The organism is Pedobacter sp., from assembly GCF_037719805.1.
Lineage (GTDB): Bacteria > Bacteroidota > Bacteroidia > Sphingobacteriales > Sphingobacteriaceae > Pedobacter.
This window is the reverse complement of the sequence record NZ_JBBJLZ010000005.1, coordinates 274562-292341: the sequence shown is the minus strand read 5'-3', so window position 1 is coordinate 292341 and position 17780 is coordinate 274562. Positions and strand designations below refer to the sequence as shown.

18 protein-coding genes are annotated in these 17780 nt (G+C 40.3%); 8 read left to right on the top strand and 10 right to left on the bottom strand.

What is annotated here, in order from left to right:
• Nucleotides 1-109: 109 nt before the first annotated feature.
• Nucleotides 110-1180: a CotH kinase family protein gene (locus WKF66_RS17720; RefSeq protein WP_489676156.1), complete on the top strand. Its 1071-nt coding sequence runs from the start codon at nt 110-112 to the stop codon at nt 1178-1180.
• 3 nt (nt 1181-1183) lie between these two features.
• On the opposite strand, the gene WKF66_RS17715 is transcribed toward WKF66_RS17720, so the two are convergent.
• Nucleotides 1184-2302, bottom strand: a complete 1119-nt coding sequence (locus tag WKF66_RS17715) for a Gfo/Idh/MocA family protein (protein WP_489675822.1) — start codon at nt 2300-2302, stop codon at nt 1184-1186.
• 143 nt (nt 2303-2445) lie between these two features.
• Here WKF66_RS17715 and WKF66_RS17710 point away from each other — a divergent pair, with 143 nt between their 5' ends.
• A complete protein-coding gene (locus tag WKF66_RS17710) occupies nt 2446-2820 on the top strand; it encodes a hypothetical protein (protein WP_489675821.1) in 375 nt (124 codons plus the stop codon).
• Nucleotides 2821-2952: 132 nt separating this feature from the next.
• Complete coding sequence (locus WKF66_RS17705; protein WP_489675820.1) at nt 2953-3480, top strand: ferritin; 528 nt, start codon at nt 2953-2955, stop codon at nt 3478-3480.
• Between the two features lie 168 nt (nt 3481-3648).
• Here the strand turns inward: WKF66_RS17705 and WKF66_RS17700 are convergent, their stop codons facing one another.
• A complete protein-coding gene (locus WKF66_RS17700) occupies nt 3649-4221 on the bottom strand; it encodes a thymidine kinase (protein WP_489675819.1) in 573 nt (190 codons plus the stop codon).
• 98 nt (nt 4222-4319) lie between these two features.
• On the opposite strand from WKF66_RS17700, the gene WKF66_RS17695 reads away from it, so the two are divergent.
• Nucleotides 4320-5396, top strand: a complete 1077-nt coding sequence (locus tag WKF66_RS17695; protein WP_489675818.1) for a DUF8457 domain-containing protein — start codon at nt 4320-4322, stop codon at nt 5394-5396.
• On the opposite strand, the gene rodA is transcribed toward WKF66_RS17695, so the two are convergent.
• From rodA to purN, 8 genes are all read right to left on the bottom strand, one after another.
• Entirely contained in the window at nt 5393-6661 is a 1269-nt protein-coding gene (gene rodA, locus WKF66_RS17690) for a rod shape-determining protein RodA (RefSeq protein ID WP_489675817.1), read from the bottom strand. The two genes, WKF66_RS17695 and rodA, sit on opposite strands and share 4 nt — an antisense overlap.
• Nucleotides 6642-8549, bottom strand: a complete 1908-nt coding sequence (mrdA, locus tag WKF66_RS17685) for a penicillin-binding protein 2 (RefSeq protein WP_489675816.1) — start codon at nt 8547-8549, stop codon at nt 6642-6644. Before mrdA ends, rodA begins: the two co-directional genes overlap by 20 nt.
• Nucleotides 8549-9064: a rod shape-determining protein MreD gene (locus tag WKF66_RS17680; protein ID WP_489675815.1), complete on the bottom strand. Its 516-nt coding sequence runs from the start codon at nt 9062-9064 to the stop codon at nt 8549-8551. The genes mrdA and WKF66_RS17680 overlap by 1 nt, the downstream gene beginning before the upstream one ends.
• Nucleotides 9054-9893 (bottom strand): rod shape-determining protein MreC, encoded by an 840-nt coding sequence (gene mreC, locus WKF66_RS17675; protein ID WP_489675814.1) that lies wholly within the window; start codon nt 9891-9893, stop codon nt 9054-9056. Before mreC ends, WKF66_RS17680 begins: the two co-directional genes overlap by 11 nt.
• Before the next feature lie 236 nt (nt 9894-10129).
• Nucleotides 10130-11152: a rod shape-determining protein gene (locus WKF66_RS17670; protein WP_133577432.1), complete on the bottom strand. Its 1023-nt coding sequence runs from the start codon at nt 11150-11152 to the stop codon at nt 10130-10132.
• 86 nt (nt 11153-11238) lie between these two features.
• Nucleotides 11239-12765 (bottom strand): bifunctional phosphoribosylaminoimidazolecarboxamide formyltransferase/IMP cyclohydrolase, encoded by a 1527-nt coding sequence (gene purH / locus WKF66_RS17665; protein ID WP_489675813.1) that lies wholly within the window; start codon nt 12763-12765, stop codon nt 11239-11241.
• A gap of 152 nt (nt 12766-12917) precedes the next feature.
• The gene (locus tag WKF66_RS17660; RefSeq protein ID WP_489675812.1) at nt 12918-13115 is read right to left on the bottom strand and encodes a YodC family protein; all 198 of its coding nucleotides are present in this window, start codon (nt 13113-13115) and stop codon (nt 12918-12920) included.
• 195 nt (nt 13116-13310) lie between these two features.
• Complete coding sequence (gene purN / locus WKF66_RS17655; RefSeq protein WP_489675811.1) at nt 13311-13889, bottom strand: phosphoribosylglycinamide formyltransferase; 579 nt, start codon at nt 13887-13889, stop codon at nt 13311-13313.
• Nucleotides 13890-14423: 534 nt separating this feature from the next.
• Between purN and rpsT the strand changes: the two genes are divergently transcribed.
• From rpsT to WKF66_RS17635, 4 genes are all read left to right on the top strand, one after another.
• Nucleotides 14424-14678 (top strand): 30S ribosomal protein S20, encoded by a 255-nt coding sequence (gene rpsT, locus WKF66_RS17650; RefSeq protein WP_489675810.1) that lies wholly within the window; start codon nt 14424-14426, stop codon nt 14676-14678.
• An 83-nt stretch (nt 14679-14761) separates the two neighbouring features.
• Nucleotides 14762-15463 (top strand): RadC family protein, encoded by a 702-nt coding sequence (gene radC, locus WKF66_RS17645; RefSeq protein WP_489675809.1) that lies wholly within the window; start codon nt 14762-14764, stop codon nt 15461-15463.
• A gap of 17 nt (nt 15464-15480) precedes the next feature.
• Nucleotides 15481-16215 carry a prolipoprotein diacylglyceryl transferase gene (locus WKF66_RS17640; RefSeq protein WP_489675808.1) on the top strand — a complete coding sequence of 245 codons (735 nt, stop codon included), beginning with the start codon at nt 15481-15483 and terminating at the stop codon, nt 16213-16215.
• 2 nt (nt 16216-16217) lie between these two features.
• Entirely contained in the window at nt 16218-17609 is a 1392-nt protein-coding gene (locus WKF66_RS17635; RefSeq protein ID WP_489675807.1) for a radical SAM protein, read from the top strand.
• Nucleotides 17610-17780: the final 171 nt, after the last annotated feature.

The following is a 17780-nucleotide window of genomic DNA, read 5'->3' as shown; positions in this document are numbered from 1 at the left end:
CACAGATAATGGAATAGCAGCGTTGTACCTAAATACCAATGGCACCGCCATTACAAGCAAAGACGTTTATGTAACGGGAACTTTGAAGTTGGTAGGGAATTTCAAGGATGTGTTGTTCGACGGAAAAACGGAGGTTAAGGGTAGAAGTAATTCCACATGGGATATGCCAAAGAAGCCCTATCGCATTAAGCTTGATAAGAAAGCAAGTTTGTTGGGAATGCCAGAAAATAAGAACTGGGTGCTTCTGGCAAATTATGCCGACAAATCTTTGATTCGCTCTGAGCTTGCATTCTCACTCAGCAGGAGCATTGGACGTCCTTTTACGGTAGACTCCAGGTATGTTGAGCTTTATCTCAATGGGAGTTATCTTGGAAGCTACCAATTGACGCAGCAAGTAAAGGAAGGTCCTGGCCTTGTTGATATTGAGGAGCAACCGGATGGTACTACTACGCTTCCAAACCTTTCTGGCGGCTATCTGATTGAGCAGGATTTATTTGCGACTGGCGAACCGGTATACTTTTACACCGCAAAGAAGATGCCCTTTGTAATAAAGTACCCTGATGAAGATAAAGTTAGCCAGCAGCAAAAGGATTACATCAAAAACCATTTTCAGAAGGTTGAAGACGCACTTTATGCAAACAACTTTACAGATCCGGTAAACGGTTACAGGAAGTATTTCGATGTCAATAGTTATATCGATTACTATATAGTGAACGAGGTGATCGGAAATCCCGACGCCTTTAGAAGTACTTATCTGTTTAAAAAGAGAAACGACGATAAGATTTATACTGGTCCAGTTTGGGATTTCGATAAAGCAGCTAATAATGATAATCGCCTGGGCGACCAGGTGAATGGTTTAATGGCTAACTCTGCCTTCGAACCTAAGATTTGGTTCAAAAGGTTTATGATGGACCAGTCGTTCAGGCAGCGCATACGAAACCGGTGGAATGAACTGAAACCGAAGATTCAAGCACTGCCCGGGATGATCGCACCATTACAAAAGAAGCTGGCCGTTTCGCAGGTTCGTAATTTTACGAGATGGGACATTCTTAAGAAACAGGCCTACCTTGAAATGTACGTTTCCGGTTCCTATGAAGGAGAAATCACCTATCTGAAGAACTTTTTGACTAATCACATTACCTGGCTGGATACGAAGTTCAACAGCGCAGAATACCAGTAAATGCTATTGTTTGAACATCACTTTTTTACCTTCTTTGGCAGATTGTTTAGCAGCTTCCAAAATCCTGACAACGATTAGATTATTTTCAAGGGATGATAGATCCTTTCCGGGCTTAACTCCATCCTTTAAAACCGCTGCAAGGTAGTCTAGATGGCTACTGTATGCTTTTGGCAATGGCTTGGCGGTAATTAGGCTATAGTTGTTGCCATTATTAGCTCTAATGCGTAGCGTGTTGGAATTAACGGCCTGGATATAACCGGTCTGACCAAAAAGTTCCATGTCTTTTATATTGAAAGGCCAGTTCCATGAGGCCTCAATAATTCCAGTTGCATTTGGGTATTCTACAAGGATTGTAGCGTCATCATCTACCTTCGGATAAATGTTTGGTTTGATTCTCTTAGTAACGGCTGTGACGGAAATTGGCATCACCCCATCCATTAGTAAGGTCATCATATTCGCACCATAGCAACCAAAATCAATGATGGCACCCCCTCCATTTTTCTTTGGATCTGTAAGCCAGCTGAGGAACTCTTTACTAACACCAATCTCCTTAGGTCCCTGATGACCGTCGTGGAATACCATTTTTCGCATGTCGCCAATTGCTTTATCATTTTTGACGCGCGTGAACGCCTCCTGGTTGCTGTCGTACCAGGTGGTTTCATAATTTGTAAGCAATTGGATGTTGTATTGTCTCGCCAATAGAGCCATGCGTTCGGCGTGTTTAACAGATACTGCCAACGGTTTCTCTACCATAACAGAAATGCCTAACGGTGCGGCTACCTCAACCACTGCAAGATGGTCCTCAATGGCATTGAAAGCAAGCACGACGTCTGGTTTTCTAATCTTTAATAAATCAGTCAGGTTGTTGAAGAAAACAGAATCAGGTAGTTTTGCCTGTTTCTTAAAACGTTTCACCAGATCCTGATTCTCTTCAGCGATGCCAATGATGTTCACTTCTCCCTTCATGTAGCTATTTATAATGTTGTTCACATGGTCATGACTGAGACCTGCCAGTGCTACATTTAGTTTCGTTTGTGCGTTGGTATTGAAAGATATTCCGAGCGTAACAATGGCAGTAATAGCGACTGAACGGAGTAGTCTGGAAGGGTTAATATATTGCATTTGGCTAATTTAAAAGTTCATACTTGATTCAGCAATTTAGTTATTCAAACGCTAAAAATGGGCTAATGGCTGTTTTATAAATTCTCGAAAAGGATTTGGATTCAATCTAAATAATAACAATCTTTGCATACAACGTTAGGTAAATGCAAAAAACTCAGTCACAAATTTCCTTACCAAAAGCCAGCTTTGATGAAGTGTTTAGCACAGTAAAAGGTGCTATTTATCAGTCAGACAGTGAAAGTTGCTGGTATGTAGATTTTGCGGGCAAGCTTGCAAAGTTTGATTACCGAAACCTTTTAAAACTTCAAAAGGCAGTTTATCTGATAGATATTGAAAACCTTCTACTTAGTAGCACTAAGTCTCCAGATCTTGAAATTATCTTTATTTGTGCCTGTGATCATTGCTATGTACTGTCTTTAATTGAGATCATTGCCTTAAAAGAATTGCTACAAGGCACCTTTGTCATGCTTGAACTTAACCACATCGTTTACGACCGGTTACATCGTTTAGTTGGCTGATTAACTTAGAATTAGAATCTTTCCATATTGCACTAATATTATCCTTTACTATTTTATTGCACTATTTTTGAACTGTATTTAAAACAGTGTGCCTCGTTATATGCTTACACTGCTTATATTAAATCAAGTATTATGAAAGATATCATTCGCGCGAAGTGCCTAATTTCCTCAGATATTGAGGTACTCTTGAACCAACAAATAAAGAAAGAAGCTCATTCTTCAGCAATTTATTTAGCGATGGCTTCCTGGTGTAACCAGAATGGTTTTGATTATTCTTCTGATTACTTTTTCAAGCAAGCGGAAGAAGAGAGGTTACATCAATTAAAGTTCTACAAATATGTATTGGATATGGGGGGTTCAGCAATCTCACCAGATATCAATAATATAAAACAAGAATATAATTCCTTCCGCGAAGTGTTTGAAGATGCATTGGACCAGGAGATCAGTGTTACGCAGTCTATTAAGAATATCGCATCCCGCTGCTACAAAGAGCAGGACTTTGTAACTCTCGAGTTTCTAAATTGGTTCTTTAAAGAGCAAAGAGAAGAAGAATATAAGGCCCGCCGTGCGCTGGAACTCTTCGATGTTATTGGAGAAGAAGGCACAGGAAGATGGGAGATTGATAAACACGTAAATAAGATATCTTACGAAGAAGCTTAAATCATACTAAACCAGACTGAAGGTACATGCTGGCAAACAGTGTGTACCTTTTTTTGTTATATTGACACAATGTCGAAGAAAGATAAGGATAAGAAGGATAAGGAAAAGAAGACAAAAAAGAAGTGTTGCGAGAAGTACCTTAAAGGGAAGAGATGCAAGAATTGTCCCTTAGCCTAAGCTATAGCACCTTCTGCATCTTGGTTCGTAGCTATCTTTTTCTCCTAGTAAAATCTTAGCTTCACTTGCTACCTTTCTGAAGGAATAGGTGGCAGGACTCCCGCACCGCATACACACTGCATTTACCTTAGTTACCAGTTCGGCAATTGCCATAAGTGACGGAATTGGTCCAAATGGCTTTCCAAGGAAATCCATGTCTAAGCCTGCAACAATCACTCTTATCCCTTTTTGCGCAAGTTTATTACAAACCTCCGGCAAACCCTCATCAAAGAATTGAGCTTCGTCAATTCCGACTACCTGCGTGTCTGCCTTCAAAAGTAGGATAGCTGAAGAAGTGCCAACCGGGACAGACTGGATAGAATTGAGGTCATGAGACACTACGGCGTTCTCATCATAACGCGTATCCGTTGTGGGCTTGAAGATCTCAACTTTTAATTTGGCTATTTGTGCTCTCTTGATCCGGCGTAATAATTCTTCCGTTTTCCCGGAAAACATAGAACCACAAATTACTTCGATACTGCCGCAAAACTCTCCTCTTCTGTAACTTTGTTCGCTAAATAACATGTGTGTGGCGTAGTAATAGTCCGCTAATATCAGAATTTTGCAGTATTTTTGAGTGTCAAGTTACCAACATAAAGACTACATTATTTCGTTATAGAGCTATGGTGAACCACAATAACATCTTCAAAAAGATAGGATATATCTTAAACGAATTGCAGGACCAGTATCAATTCCTTTCCGATAATCCTAACCAGCTTAGCGAACTTGAACTTGAGTTGTTTCTCGCAAATGCTAAATTTCTTGCTGATCATGTACAGATCGTGAAGAGGCTGACAATCGATCAACCCTTAAAAGAACTGCCTGAAGCTGCTTCGAAAGACGAAGACGAAATAGTTGGAAGCTATACTTTCAAAGAGAGTATCACGCCACCTCCTTTCAAGCCTGAGATGCCTGCAGAAGTGCCAACTAAGGATGCGCCGGCATATGTGGATTCCCCGCCAACATTTGAATTTGTATTAAACGATAGATCTCCCGAAGAAGCAATCGATCTCGAAGAAGTAATCGAAGATAATCATCACGAAGAGCAGGTAGACTATGACAACCAGGAAGCTGAGGACATTGAGGAATATGATAACGAAGTCACGTATGTTCAACCCGTTGTAGAGGAGTTAGGTCCGGAGCCTTTTCTGGTTTATAATGAGGTTAAAAATGAAGAGCCACTAATCCCTGAGAAGCCGGAGGCGGTGAAAGAGGCTCCAAAAGTGGAACCGATTAAGCATCCTGAACCTGTAACACAATATCAACAATCTGCCCCTGTACTTGTAGAAGACGACCTGAAAGCGCAGGAAATACCAAAACCGACTCATACCTTCGTTCCAGACAAAGTTGAAGATAAAATAGTACAGCCATCCGCAACTGCTCCAAGACCAACTTTGAACGAACTTTTGGCTGCTAATCAAAAGCCAAATAATTCCAATAACGAAGCAACGGCGCCCACGATTACAGACTTGAAGAAGTCCGTTAATTTAAATGAGAAATTATTATATATAAAAGATCTTTTCAATGGCTATAACCTCGCGTACTCAGAGGCCATTGACATCATCAACAAGCTTCCGGATTTCAAGTCTGCAGACGCCTTTCTTCAGCATAATTATGCTGTAAAGAATAATTGGCAGTCTAGGCAATCTACCGTCGATAAATTTTATGAACTGTTAAAGCAACGTTTCCCGGAGGCTTAGATAAAGCCCATTCGATTGGAATCCAGTTTAAGGAAGATAAACAACAGCACCGTAAAGCTCCACAACGATGATCCTCCATAGCTGATAAAGGGAAGAGGTATGCCTATAACCGGCACTATCCCAATGGCCATACCGATATTTATGAAGACGTGGAAAAATAGGATACAGGCAACGCAATAGCCGTACACGCGGGAGAAACTGGAACGCTGTCGCTCAGCCAGGTTAATTAGCCGTAATAGTAGAAAAACATACAGTCCAATAACCACAAAGCATCCTACAAAGCCCCATTCTTCGCCAATGGTAGAGAAAATGAAGTCTGTGCTTTGGGCTGGCACATACCCATATTTGGTTTGAGTACCTTCCAGAAAACCCCGACCAGTAAGTTGGCCAGAACCAATTGCTATTTTCGATTGAATAACATTGTAACCAACACCTTTTGGATCCATTTTGAGTCCTAGTATCAGTTCAATCCGTGTTCGCTGGTGCGGCTTCAGGATTTTTTCGTAGGTGAGTTGTACAAAGAAAAGGTAAGCAATTGCCACTATGGTAACCAATATAGCAGAAAACATAATCTTCTGCTTCCTCCTGTTCTGGTAGACAAAGAAGCCTCCGATAAAAAGTATTAGTGGGACTAATATCTGCATTGGTACTAAGAAATCTGCCACAAAGAGAACGATCATTCCCAGAAAGATCAATAAGAAGTAGCCAGATAAACCTTCCCGGTACATTGGAAACATGAAGGCCAGGAAGACAAGTGCTGAGCCAGCATCTGGCTGAAGCAAGATGAGCAGCAATGGGAATCCAATGATCAACGCGGCAATGGCAATAGATTTCACGTCTCTGAACTTCGGGTTGAAATTACTAATATATCTTGCCAACAGTAGTGAAGTACCAAATTTGGCAAATTCAGAGGGTTGGAGCCGAAAGCCACCACCAATAGAGATCCAGGCTTGATTGCCGGAGACCTTAGTGCCGATTACCAACACGGCCATCAATAATAGCACTGTTATGCCATATATTATTGGTGAAAATATACTGAAGAACTTTGCATCTAATAACAGTATGGAAAAGCCCAAAATCAATCCTGCAATAATATAGATGAGTTGCTTACCGTAGCTGCTACTGAAATCAAACGCGGTAGAATCAGGAGCTTTAGGGATAGAGGCGTAAATATTAACAAACCCTACAGCGCATAGCGCTATAAAAATCAGGATGCTTACCCAGTCTACATGAAAAAAGAATCGATTACCTTGTTGATTGTTCATTTAGAGGTTTTATCATTTGCAAGGTATCGGGAGCTTTTGCTTTAGGCTTCAATTTAGGCTTTGGAACGTTTGGCAAAATAACCTGTTTTTTCATCCATTCTACCTGAGCAAGTTTGTTTTTTGCCACACTACCTCTCAGGTACGTTTCTGTAATATAACTAGCCATAGGTGCCGCATATGTACTGCCAAAACCTGCATTCTCTACAATAACAGCTATTGCTATCTTGGGATTGTCTCTTGGCGCGAAACCAATGAATACCGAGTGGTTCTTACCGCGAGGATTTTGTACAGTTCCTGTCTTGCCGCACATGATGATGTCATCAATCCTTGAGGCGATAGCTGTTCCCCATGGTGAGTTTACGGCCTCCTGCATGCCGTCAATCACCGGCTCAAAGTGTTGAGCATCGATATCTACCGAATGTTTTTCCAAATATTGACGTTGAATTTTCCTGTCTTTTCCAACCGCTTTGATCAAATGAGGTTTTATATAGTAACCTTTGTTTGCAATGGTTGCCATGATGTTTGCCATCTGTAATGGGGTTGCATCCATTTCCCCCTGGCCGATAGCCAATGATATGACAGTAGTGTAGCCCCAGGACTTGCTATACTTTTCAGAATAATAGGCTGCATCGTAAAATCTACCTCTACGTTCTCCTGGCAGGTCGACACCTAACGTGTCTCCAAGGCCCCATTTGGACACCATGCGGTGCCATGCATCATAGGCAATCTTCTGATTTTTATATTTCTTCTGAGTAATTAATTTCTGAAAAACGTAGCATGCATAGGTATTACATGATCTGGCCAGCCCCCTTCTTAAAGAGATGTTGCCGTCAACATGCTCGCACTTGACCGGGTGGTTACCTGCTCTGAAATAACCCGGGCAGTTAAATGTTGTGTTGGGGTCTATCACACCTTCTTGAAGACCTATTAATGCATCCAAAGGCTTAAATGCGGATCCAGGCGAGTAATATCCCATGATCGGTCTTACGTTAAGTACCCTGTTGGGTTGTCCTAGTAGGTTCATGTAGTTGTTGCCGAACTGTCTTCCTGCGAATAGATTTGGATCATAGCCTGGGCTGCTAACAAAGGCTAAAATTTCCCCTGTTGCTGGTTCTATTGCTACTATGCTACCTACTTTGTTTGTCATTAACTGCTCGCCCAGTTTTTGCAATCTAATATCTAATGACGAAATTAATTGTTCTCCAGATACCGCAGAAGTGTCAAACCTACCTTCCGCATAGCTGCCTTTTGGAACGTTGTGGACATCATATAATAGTTTTTCAACACCTTTTACACCACGTAGAGGTTTTTCATAATAGCGCTCAACGCCACTTTTCCCGTTGTAGTCACCGGGTCGATAATAGCCTTCAGAGTTTTTAATTTCTTTCTCAGTCACCTCTCTTGTGTAACCCAGGAAATGCGCTGCCACACTATCTGGATACTGTCTGATGGTTCTGCTCTGGACAAAAAAGCCTGGAAACCTTGCTAGTTGCTCAGAAAGACTTTGATAGATTTCAACAGGCAATTGCTTTTCAATAATTTCTGGTTGAAATATTGATCGCCTTCTCGCTTTCTTAAAATTCTTAATAAATTTTGCAGTATCTACATCTATAATCCGACACAGCGCAACGGTATCAAAGGGCTTTACATCGTTTGGAATCGCCATTAAATCATAGACCAGCTCATTTTGAACCAAAATCTTTTCGTTACGGTCCAGAATAACCCCTCTTGCAGCGAAGGTGTAAATCCTTCTTAAAACGTTATTTTCTGCAGAGAGGAAATATTTATCGCTTACAACCTGAATGTAAAAAAGCGTTCCAAGAAGAATCAGGGCCACTACGATAAATAAGCCCTGTACAATGTACTTCCTGTTAAATAAATTATCCATTAACGCGCTTTCCTGCCATAAAAAATGAATTCAATTAGTAAAAGCAAAAATAGTGTAAATACACTGCTTAACAAGCACCTTACTAGAGTATATGAGAATTCCGTTAGTCTAAAGGTCTCTAGAAAGAAGAGCACTATGTGATGTGAAAACGTACAAAGCGTGGCATACAATAAAAACCACTTAAAGCCCATGTTGCCAAGAGTAGGCTCAGGCTCATCGAAATTATCCTTGCTCACGGACACTGAGATAAAAAGTATTCTAACAAAGGACAAGGTAACGCATGCCGCCGTGTGTACGCCAACCGTGTCATAGAAAGCGTCCATGGTTAAGCCTGTGATAAAAGCAATTAAATACAAAAGCAAATTTGGAGTGCTGAAGGGAAGTAAAAGCAATACTAAGATGTAGATGAAAGGATTTGCAAGGTTGTAAAAATTCAGATTCCGTAATAAAAGGATCTGAACCAACAACACTATGAACCACCTTACAATATTTATGATAACTAACCTACTGTTCATTTGGTGTTTTTGCTTCTATTTCCTGTTGTTCAACTGCAAACTTATTTTTAATGACATATACATATTGTAACGCGCTAAAGTCGTTCAGCAGGCTAATTTCGATCAATTTAAAATTATCTCCTCTAGAAATTCCGGTATTTGTTACTTTTCCGACGGGGATTCCTGAAGGAAAAGCAGAGAAATTCGAAGTAACTACCGTATCACCAACACTTAGTTTGAAATGGTTGGGAATGTCCTTGATGAAAGCTTTTCGGTAATCGAGGTTTCCCTCACCCCATATTAAAGAACCGACAGCATTGTTCTTCTTTACATTCACACTAATAAATGTCGATTTGTGAAGGAGTGACCGGATGGTAGAAAAGTGTGCAGAAACATCCAGTATGTAACCTACTATACCGGTTCCTGGTGACACCACAGGCATGCCTGCTGAAATACCATCTAAAGTTCCTTTATTAATCGTGATGATGTTATTTCGCAAGGTGATAGAGTTTTTAACAACTCTCGCTGAAAGATAAGTGAATTGAGGTACACCGGAGGTGTCCTTCACAACTACGTCTTTAGCAGTGTCAATATTCTGAAGTTGCAAAATGGTTGATTTGAGTTTCGCATTTTCTCTGGCTAAGCTGTCGTTGACCATTCCAAGACTCAAGTATCGGTTTAAAACATTCAAATGGCTATAAACCTCTCCAACAGCCTCGTTAGTACTGTTTATGGTGACACTTCGTTGATAAGCGTTATTTCTAATGGTCAGAATAAGCCCAATGGTAAAAAAGATAATGAAAAAGAAGAATGCGTTGTATCTGCTTAAAAAAATCCAAAGGTTACGCATAGTCTTTAATGTATGTTATTTCTCTTAGCTATTTCCTGCTTAGTCTCCCGTCCCCGTCATTTTTAGTCGTCCATCATTTTAGTCGTCCGTCATCCTGAATTTATTTCAGGACCTCGGCCTCAAGTTCCTGAAATAAATTCGGGATGACGGGCGTTTAACTGAGGAGCGGTTAACTGAAGAGCGGTTATTGGCGGGGCCTTTAAATGACGTCCTGCCGAGCTGGCCTGAATAGGCGTCTATTGCATTAAAAATTTAAAGCTTCCGATATTTTTCAATGCAATTCCAGTACCTCTAACTACTGCACGAAGTGGATCTTCAGCTACATGTACAGGAAGTTTAGTTTTTGCTGCAACACGTTTATCCAGTCCTCTAAGTAACGCTCCACCACCAGTTAAATAAATACCTGTCTGGTAAATGTCAGCTGAAAGTTCTGGAGGAGTGATCTCTAACGCTTTCAAAATCGCTTCTTCAATTTTGGAAATAGACTTGTCCAAACAGTGCGCAATCTCCGTATATGACACTGTAATTTGTTTTGGAACTCCGGTCATCAAATCTCTGCCTTGTACAGCGAAATCCGCAGGCGGATCAGTTAATTCAGGCAATGCAGCGCCTACTTCAATTTTGATCTTCTCCGCAGTACGGTCACCAATCATAATATTATGTTGTCTACGGATGTAGTTGACAATATCGGAGTCAAAATTATCACCCGCAACTCGGATCGATTGGTCACAAACAATACCAGATAAAGCAATTACCGCAATTTCAGTTGTTCCACCACCAATATCAATGATCATGTTACCCATTGGTTCTTCCACATCTATTCCTATTCCAACAGCTGCTGCCATCGGTTCGTGAATAAGATAAACCTCTTTAGCGCCAGCAATTTCTGCAGAGTCACGCACCGCACGTTTTTCTACTTCTGTAATTCCAGAAGGGATACAGATTACCATTCTTAAAGAAGGAAACATCCAGCCCTTACCACCATTCAGCATGCGGATCATTCCTTTGATCATGGCTTCTGCCGCATTGAAATCTGCGATAACACCATCTTTTAGAGGTCTAACCGTACGAATGTTATCGTGCGTCTTTCCCTCCATCTGCATGGCTTGTCTTCCTATAGCTATAATTTTGTTTGTCTGTCTGTCAAAAGCAACTATCGATGGCTCATCAACTACTACTTTGTCATTATGTATAATCAGGGTATTTGCTGTACCTAAATCGATAGCAACTTCCTGTGTGAACCAGTTAAATAAACCCATTTATAGGTGATATTTTAAGTATTTAAAATCTGTGTACTTATAGTAATGTAAAACTACGTCTTTTTATTGTATTCGCCTGTAAATAATTAGTGTTTAAAATGTCTGATACCAGTCGTTACCATCGCAATTCCTTTTTCATTTGCCATGTTGATAGAATCAGCATCTTTTATAGAGCCACCTGGCTGTAAAACCGCAGTAATTCCAGCCTCAGCAGCGATTTCAACGCAATCTGGGAAGGGAAAAAATGCATCTGAAGCCATTACTGAACCTTGAAGATCAAACTTAAATGCATCCGCTTTTACGATTGCCTGCTTCAATGCGTCAACCCTCGAAGTTTGTCCAACACCACTAGCTAATAATTGGCTATTTTTCACGAAAACGATCGTATTAGACTTCGTATGTTTAACCACTTTGTTAGCAAAAAACAAGTCTTTCAATTCTTGTTCTGTCGGTGTAATTGTCGTGACTGAAGTCATCTGTTCAGTACCCTCAATAATTAGATCTTTATCTTGTTCTATCACACCGTTTAACAAAGTTTTGAACTGTTTTTTGCTGAGCTCAACATCGTTTCTTTGTAAGATTACCCTATTTTTCTTAGCACGGAACAGCTCAACAGCTTCTGGCTGATAAGAAGGTGCAATTAACACTTCAAAAAATAGCTTGTTAATTTCAGAAGCGGTTTCTAGATCTATTTCCCTATTGGCTATTAAAACTCCACCGAATGCAGAAACTGGATCACATGCTAAAGCAACGTTCCAAGCTTCGAAAATGCTCGCTTTTGAAGCAACGCCACATGCATTTGTGTGCTTCAAAATCGCAAAAGTAGGTTCTTCAAACTCATCTATCAAGGCCACTGCAGCGTCCACATCTACTAAATTGTTATAGGAAAGTTCTTTGCCATTTAGTTTGGTGAACATCTCGTTTAGATCTCCGTAGAACACGCCTTTCTGATGAGGATTTTCGCCATAACGCAATGTTTGCGATTTACTGATACTTTGTTTGAATACCGTTAATGGTTCTTCCGCATTGAAATAGTTGAAGATCGCTGTATCATAATTCGATGAGGTATGAAACGCTGTCTTTGCAAAGGCTTTACGCTGAGCGATCGTAGTTTCACCATTTTGGCTGCTCAATTGTTCCACCAGGGTTGCATAGTCATCTTTGGAAGAAATGATCACCACATCGTTGAAGTTTTTAGCTGCAGCACGGATTAACGAGATACCACCGATGTCTATTTTTTCAATGATTTCATCTTCAGTGCCTCCGGCTCCAACTGTTTCCTCAAAAGGATACAGGTCCACAATAACCAGGTCAATTTCAGGGATTTCATATTCTGCAATCTGATCTTTATCTGATGTAAGCCCTCTTCGGTTGAGTATACCGCCAAATACTTTAGGATGCAACGTTTTAACTCTGCCTCCAAGAATCGAGGGATAACCCGTAAGGTCTTCCACGGCAGTAACAGGCAAGTTCAAATCTTTTATGAACTGTTCTGTACCACCTGTAGAGAATAGTTGGACTCCTTGCTCAGCAAGTAAGCGAACTAATGGCTCCAGGCCGTCCTTGTAATAAACTGAAATTAAAGCGTTTTTGATCTTAATTGATTGGCTCATCCGAGAAAAAATTTGAGCCGCAAAGATACCCGTTTTTCTTTTAATGGCAAATGGTTATTAGTGTAATACGCAGCGACAGTTCTATTCGCATGATGGACACTTGTCTAACCAAACTACAATACTCGTGATCAAGAAAATGGAATTTTTATGGACTACAAGTATTCCAACGCTGCTACATCGAATGTTTCCCTAAAGAGATCTCCTGCCTCAAACCAAGAAGCTTCGACTTTGCTCTTATCCTGTCTTTCTTGCCCGTCAAGCGAAATTATTGTGCTAAAACCTTCTATAGTCATACTAGGTCCTCCTGATTTAAGGACAACTATATCTCCGGATTTGAATTCTTGGCTCATATTATTTGTATTAGGGTTCTTACTCTTATTACAGTTATAATAATGCCAAAAATAACGAGTTGGTAAAAGTTTACAAACGCAACGGCATTTTTGCTATCGCTGGGGCAACTGCTATTTACAGCAATCGCGATGGGCATGCAGAGTTCAGAAGGTTTACTTGCTGACGCGATACGACTACTTTGGAACAGCCGAATCTTATTTCTTAATCCGCTTTACAATGCTTTCAACAACTTTTGGATAATGGAGATGCTCCAGCTGCTGACCTTTGAACTTGATTATTTCCAAACTATCATCCTTATCGATTCTATATTTCGCCTGATGGATATACTCTCCCTCATCATAGTTCTCGTCAACATAGTGGATTGTGATACCCCCTTCTGTTTCTTTTGCTTCCATCACCGCCTTGTGTACAAAATCGCCATACATACCTTTTCCACCAAACTTTGGCAGTAGGGCAGGGTGGATATTTATAATCCTTCCGGAATATTCAGCGATTAAAGTTTTTGGTATCAACCACAGGAAACCAGCAAGTACAATCAGATCGATATCCAGGCTTTTTAACAAGTCGATAATGTTATCGCTGTTATAAAATTCATTCCTGTCAAATATGTGGCTTGGTATTTCAAAATTATCCGCCCGTTGTAGAACGTAAGCATCTGAATTATTTGTGAGTACGAGTGAAATTTCCGCATCTGGACTATGTTTAAAATATTCCATCAGTTTCTGTGCATTGGAACCTGATCCGGAAGCAAATATGGCGATACGTATTTTCATTAAGCAAAATGGTTCTTAGGATGCGCCTCAAAAATAACATTTTAAGTTTTTAATGAAAGGCTTTGTACGTAATTATATGTGTAAACAGTTCTGTGTCTATAGTCAATACAAATTAAGTCAATAACCTGTATTGCTATTTCAGTTGTCCATGTCCAAGCTGGGGTTGGTTCCGGGTTGGTTCCGCGTTGGTACCGGGTTGGTTCCGCCTTGCTACCGCTAAAGCAGACTCAAGGGGGTGCCAAGGCGGACTAGATGAGGATCGAACCATAAGCTGTGTCCGCGGCCAGTCCTTCCAAGCCGTTTATATATTATCCCTTCGGACTTTATAACTTACAAAGCAATAAGGTTAAGATTATGTCAGTTTCGATATTAGATTTCAAGAACTGTTTCAATCTCTAGGTATTACTTTCCTATCGATGAAAAATATTTGCCGAATGCTTTTGTATTTTAAAAACATTAATTCTATATTTGCAGTCCGAAAAAAGAAGAAGGAAAGGGCTAAGCTCTAACTATAAAATATTATAATAACAAAAAATGGCAAATCATAAATCTTCACTAAAAAGAATCAGAGCAAACGCAACCAAACGTTTACGTAATAGATATCAAGCAAAAACTACGCGTACGTTTATCAAAAGACTGCGTTCTGCTGAAGATAAAACAACGGGTCTTGAATTACTTCCAAAAGTAATTTCAATGTTAGACCGTTTAGCTAAGAAAAGTGTTATTCACAAGAATAAAGCAGCAAACAATAAATCTAAGTTGACTAAGTTTGTTAATAACTTAAAATAAGTAGAGCTTACTAAAATATCAAAACGTCATGTGCATTGCACATGACGTTTTTTTTTGCCCAACACTCATTGGATGCTTCCCATATGAATGCATACGATCAAAAACTTGGAATAAAGCTCTGGGCAGAAGCCGACCGGCCACGCGAGAAAATGTTGTTAAACGGGCGCCGCCACCTCACAGATGCAGAACTCATCGCTATCCTGATTGGATCCGGTAGTAGAAATGAGACGGCAGTAGACCTCAGCAAAAGAATACTATCATTTTATGATAATGATCTTGATCATCTCGGTAAAGCCTCCATTGCCGACCTCTCAAAATTTAAGGGAATTGGTGAAGCTAAGGCAATAAGTGTAGTCGCTGGTTTAGAGCTTGGACGCCGCCGCAAAGAGCTGGGTAACGCCAATGAAACGCAGAAGATCACATCTTCAAGAGATGCTTTTAATATTCTCTTTCCCGTCTTCTCCGACCTTAACCATGAAGAATTTTGGATATTAATCCTCAATCGTGCCAACTGTGTAGTTAGTAAGCAACTAATTAGTAAAGGTGGTATGGCGGGTACGGTTGCTGATCCAAAGATCATTTTCAAGGTCTCCCTGGAGCAAAACGGAGCCTGTATAATACTTGCGCACAACCACCCATCAGGCAACCTGAGACCTAGCCAGCAGGACATTAGCATCACGAAAAAGCTGGTAGAAGCAGGCAAGATGTTAGACCTACTCGTTCTTGACCATCTTATTTTTAGCAATAACTTATTTTACAGCTTCGGAGATGAGGGTTTGATATAATACTGTACATTGAGTTAATGAATTTCCCTATTCTAGTTGAGTTCTTTGGTGAGCGCTTTCATTTACACTATCTCTTTGAGGTGCTCGCTTTCTTTATTGGGATCAGAGTTTACTATTGTCTAAAAAGACATACAGTCGATCCCATATCGGATGATAACCGCTTGTGGATCATGCTAGGTGCCATGGTTGGCGCACTCATTGGCTCAAGGGTTATCGCTCTATTAGAAAATCCACAAGATCTAACACGACTCAGTTTCTCTTTGATCTACGAGAGCAAAACGATCGTAGGCGGTCTTCTCTTTGGTCTGTTTGGAGTAGAATTGATAAAGAAAGCAATTGGTGTTAAAATAGCTTCTGGAGATTTGTATGTTGTCCCTATAATTGTCGCTCTCTTCATCGGTCGGATAGGGTGTTTTTCCATGGGAATAGCTGAGCCCGTATATGGGGTGGAAACCAATTTCTTCATGGGAATGGATTTAGGAGACGGCCTGCAGCGCCATCCGGTTATTCTTTACGAGATGATCTACCTTGTGCTGTTGTTACTTCTCTTTCACCTTATTAGAAAAAAGGAAATGCTGAACGGAGATCGCTTTAAATTTTTCATGTTGCTTTACTTCCTATTCAGGTTGCTGGTTGAATTTATCAAGCCATACCATCCATTATTCCTCAACTTAAGTAGCATACACTGGTCTGCGATGTTTATCTTGCTGTACTATTATAAGTTTATTCTTCGCGTTACAAAGTATTCTTGACTATGAAAACCAGAGATTATATTTATTATGATTACACAAAAAGCCTTTGTCCAGAATGCTTAGAGCTGATCGATGCTAAAATCGTTTTTCAGGATTCAAAGGTATTCATGCTCAAGTACTGTCGCACACATGGCGATAGTAAAGTGATGATTGCAGATGATGTAGAATACTACAAGCAAATACGGAATTTTAATAAGCAGTCAGAGATGCCTTTGAAGTTCAATACCAAAGTTCATTATGGCTGCCCATATGACTGTGGCTTATGTACTGATCACGAACAGCATTCCTGTTTAACTGTTATCGAAGTTACGGATCGTTGTAATTTGAGTTGTCCGACTTGTTACGCGATGTCTTCTCCGCATTATGGCAGGCACCGTACGCTGGATGAAATTAACAGGATGATGGATGTTGTGGTTGCCAATGAAGGCGAGCCAGATGTGGTACAAATCTCGGGGGGTGAGCCTACGGTCCATCCTGACTTTTTTAAAATACTGGACCTGGCAAAAACAAAGCCTATCAAACATTTGATGTTAAATACGAACGGTATCCGCATTGCGAAAGATATAAACTTCGTAGAGAAATTGGCTTCGTACATGCCAGACTTTGAGGTTTATTTACAGTTTGATAGCTTCAGCGCAGAGGTGCTGCAAAAGCTAAGGGGAGAAGACCTGACGGAGGTGAGAAAAAAGGCGATAGCTAACCTCAATCATTTTAATGTATCAACTACTTTAGTTGTTACACTGCAAAGAGGCTTAAACGACCATGAGCTAGGAGATATTCTCGATTATGCTCTAAAGCAGCCTTGCGTTAGGGGAGTAACCTTTCAGCCAACACAAGTGGCTGGTAGAAACGACAACTATAATGATCAGGCCGGACGGATCACCTTAACGGAAGTTCGTCGCAAGATATATGAGCAATATCCTGTATTTACTCCTGAAGATCTGATTCCCGTTCCATGCAACCCGGATGCCCTGTGTATGGCTTACGCCTTGAAGGTGGATGATCAAGTGATACCGATGACACATTTGATCAATCCGGATGACCTGCTAAATAATTCAAAGAATACCATTGTGTTTGAGCATGATGAGCAACTTAAGCAGCATATGTTAAACCTTTTTAGTACGGGTATCTCTGTAGATTGCGCAAATGAAGAGTTTGGGGAGTTAATGTGCTGTTTACCAAGAGTAAAGTCTGACCATTTGAGTTACAATAACCTTTTCCGTATTATAATAATGAACTTTATGGATCCTCTTGATTTCGATGTCCGGGCAGTTAAAAAGTCATGTGTCCATATTGTAAGTGATAAAATGAAAATTATTCCATTTGAAACTATGAATATCTTCTATAGGGATAATAAAATCGATTTGATCAGAGAAAAACTAAATATGAATTGATATGGGTTTAGGTTTATTACTTATGGCCTATTGGGCTGCCGTCGGGATCATCTTTCTGATTGGTCTTATAAAATTAATAATTGCAGCAAGTAACGGTGGACCTGCGAAAAGCGGATTAAGACTACTCATTATTTCAATAATATTGGTGGTAATAGGGGCAGGGGCATGCGT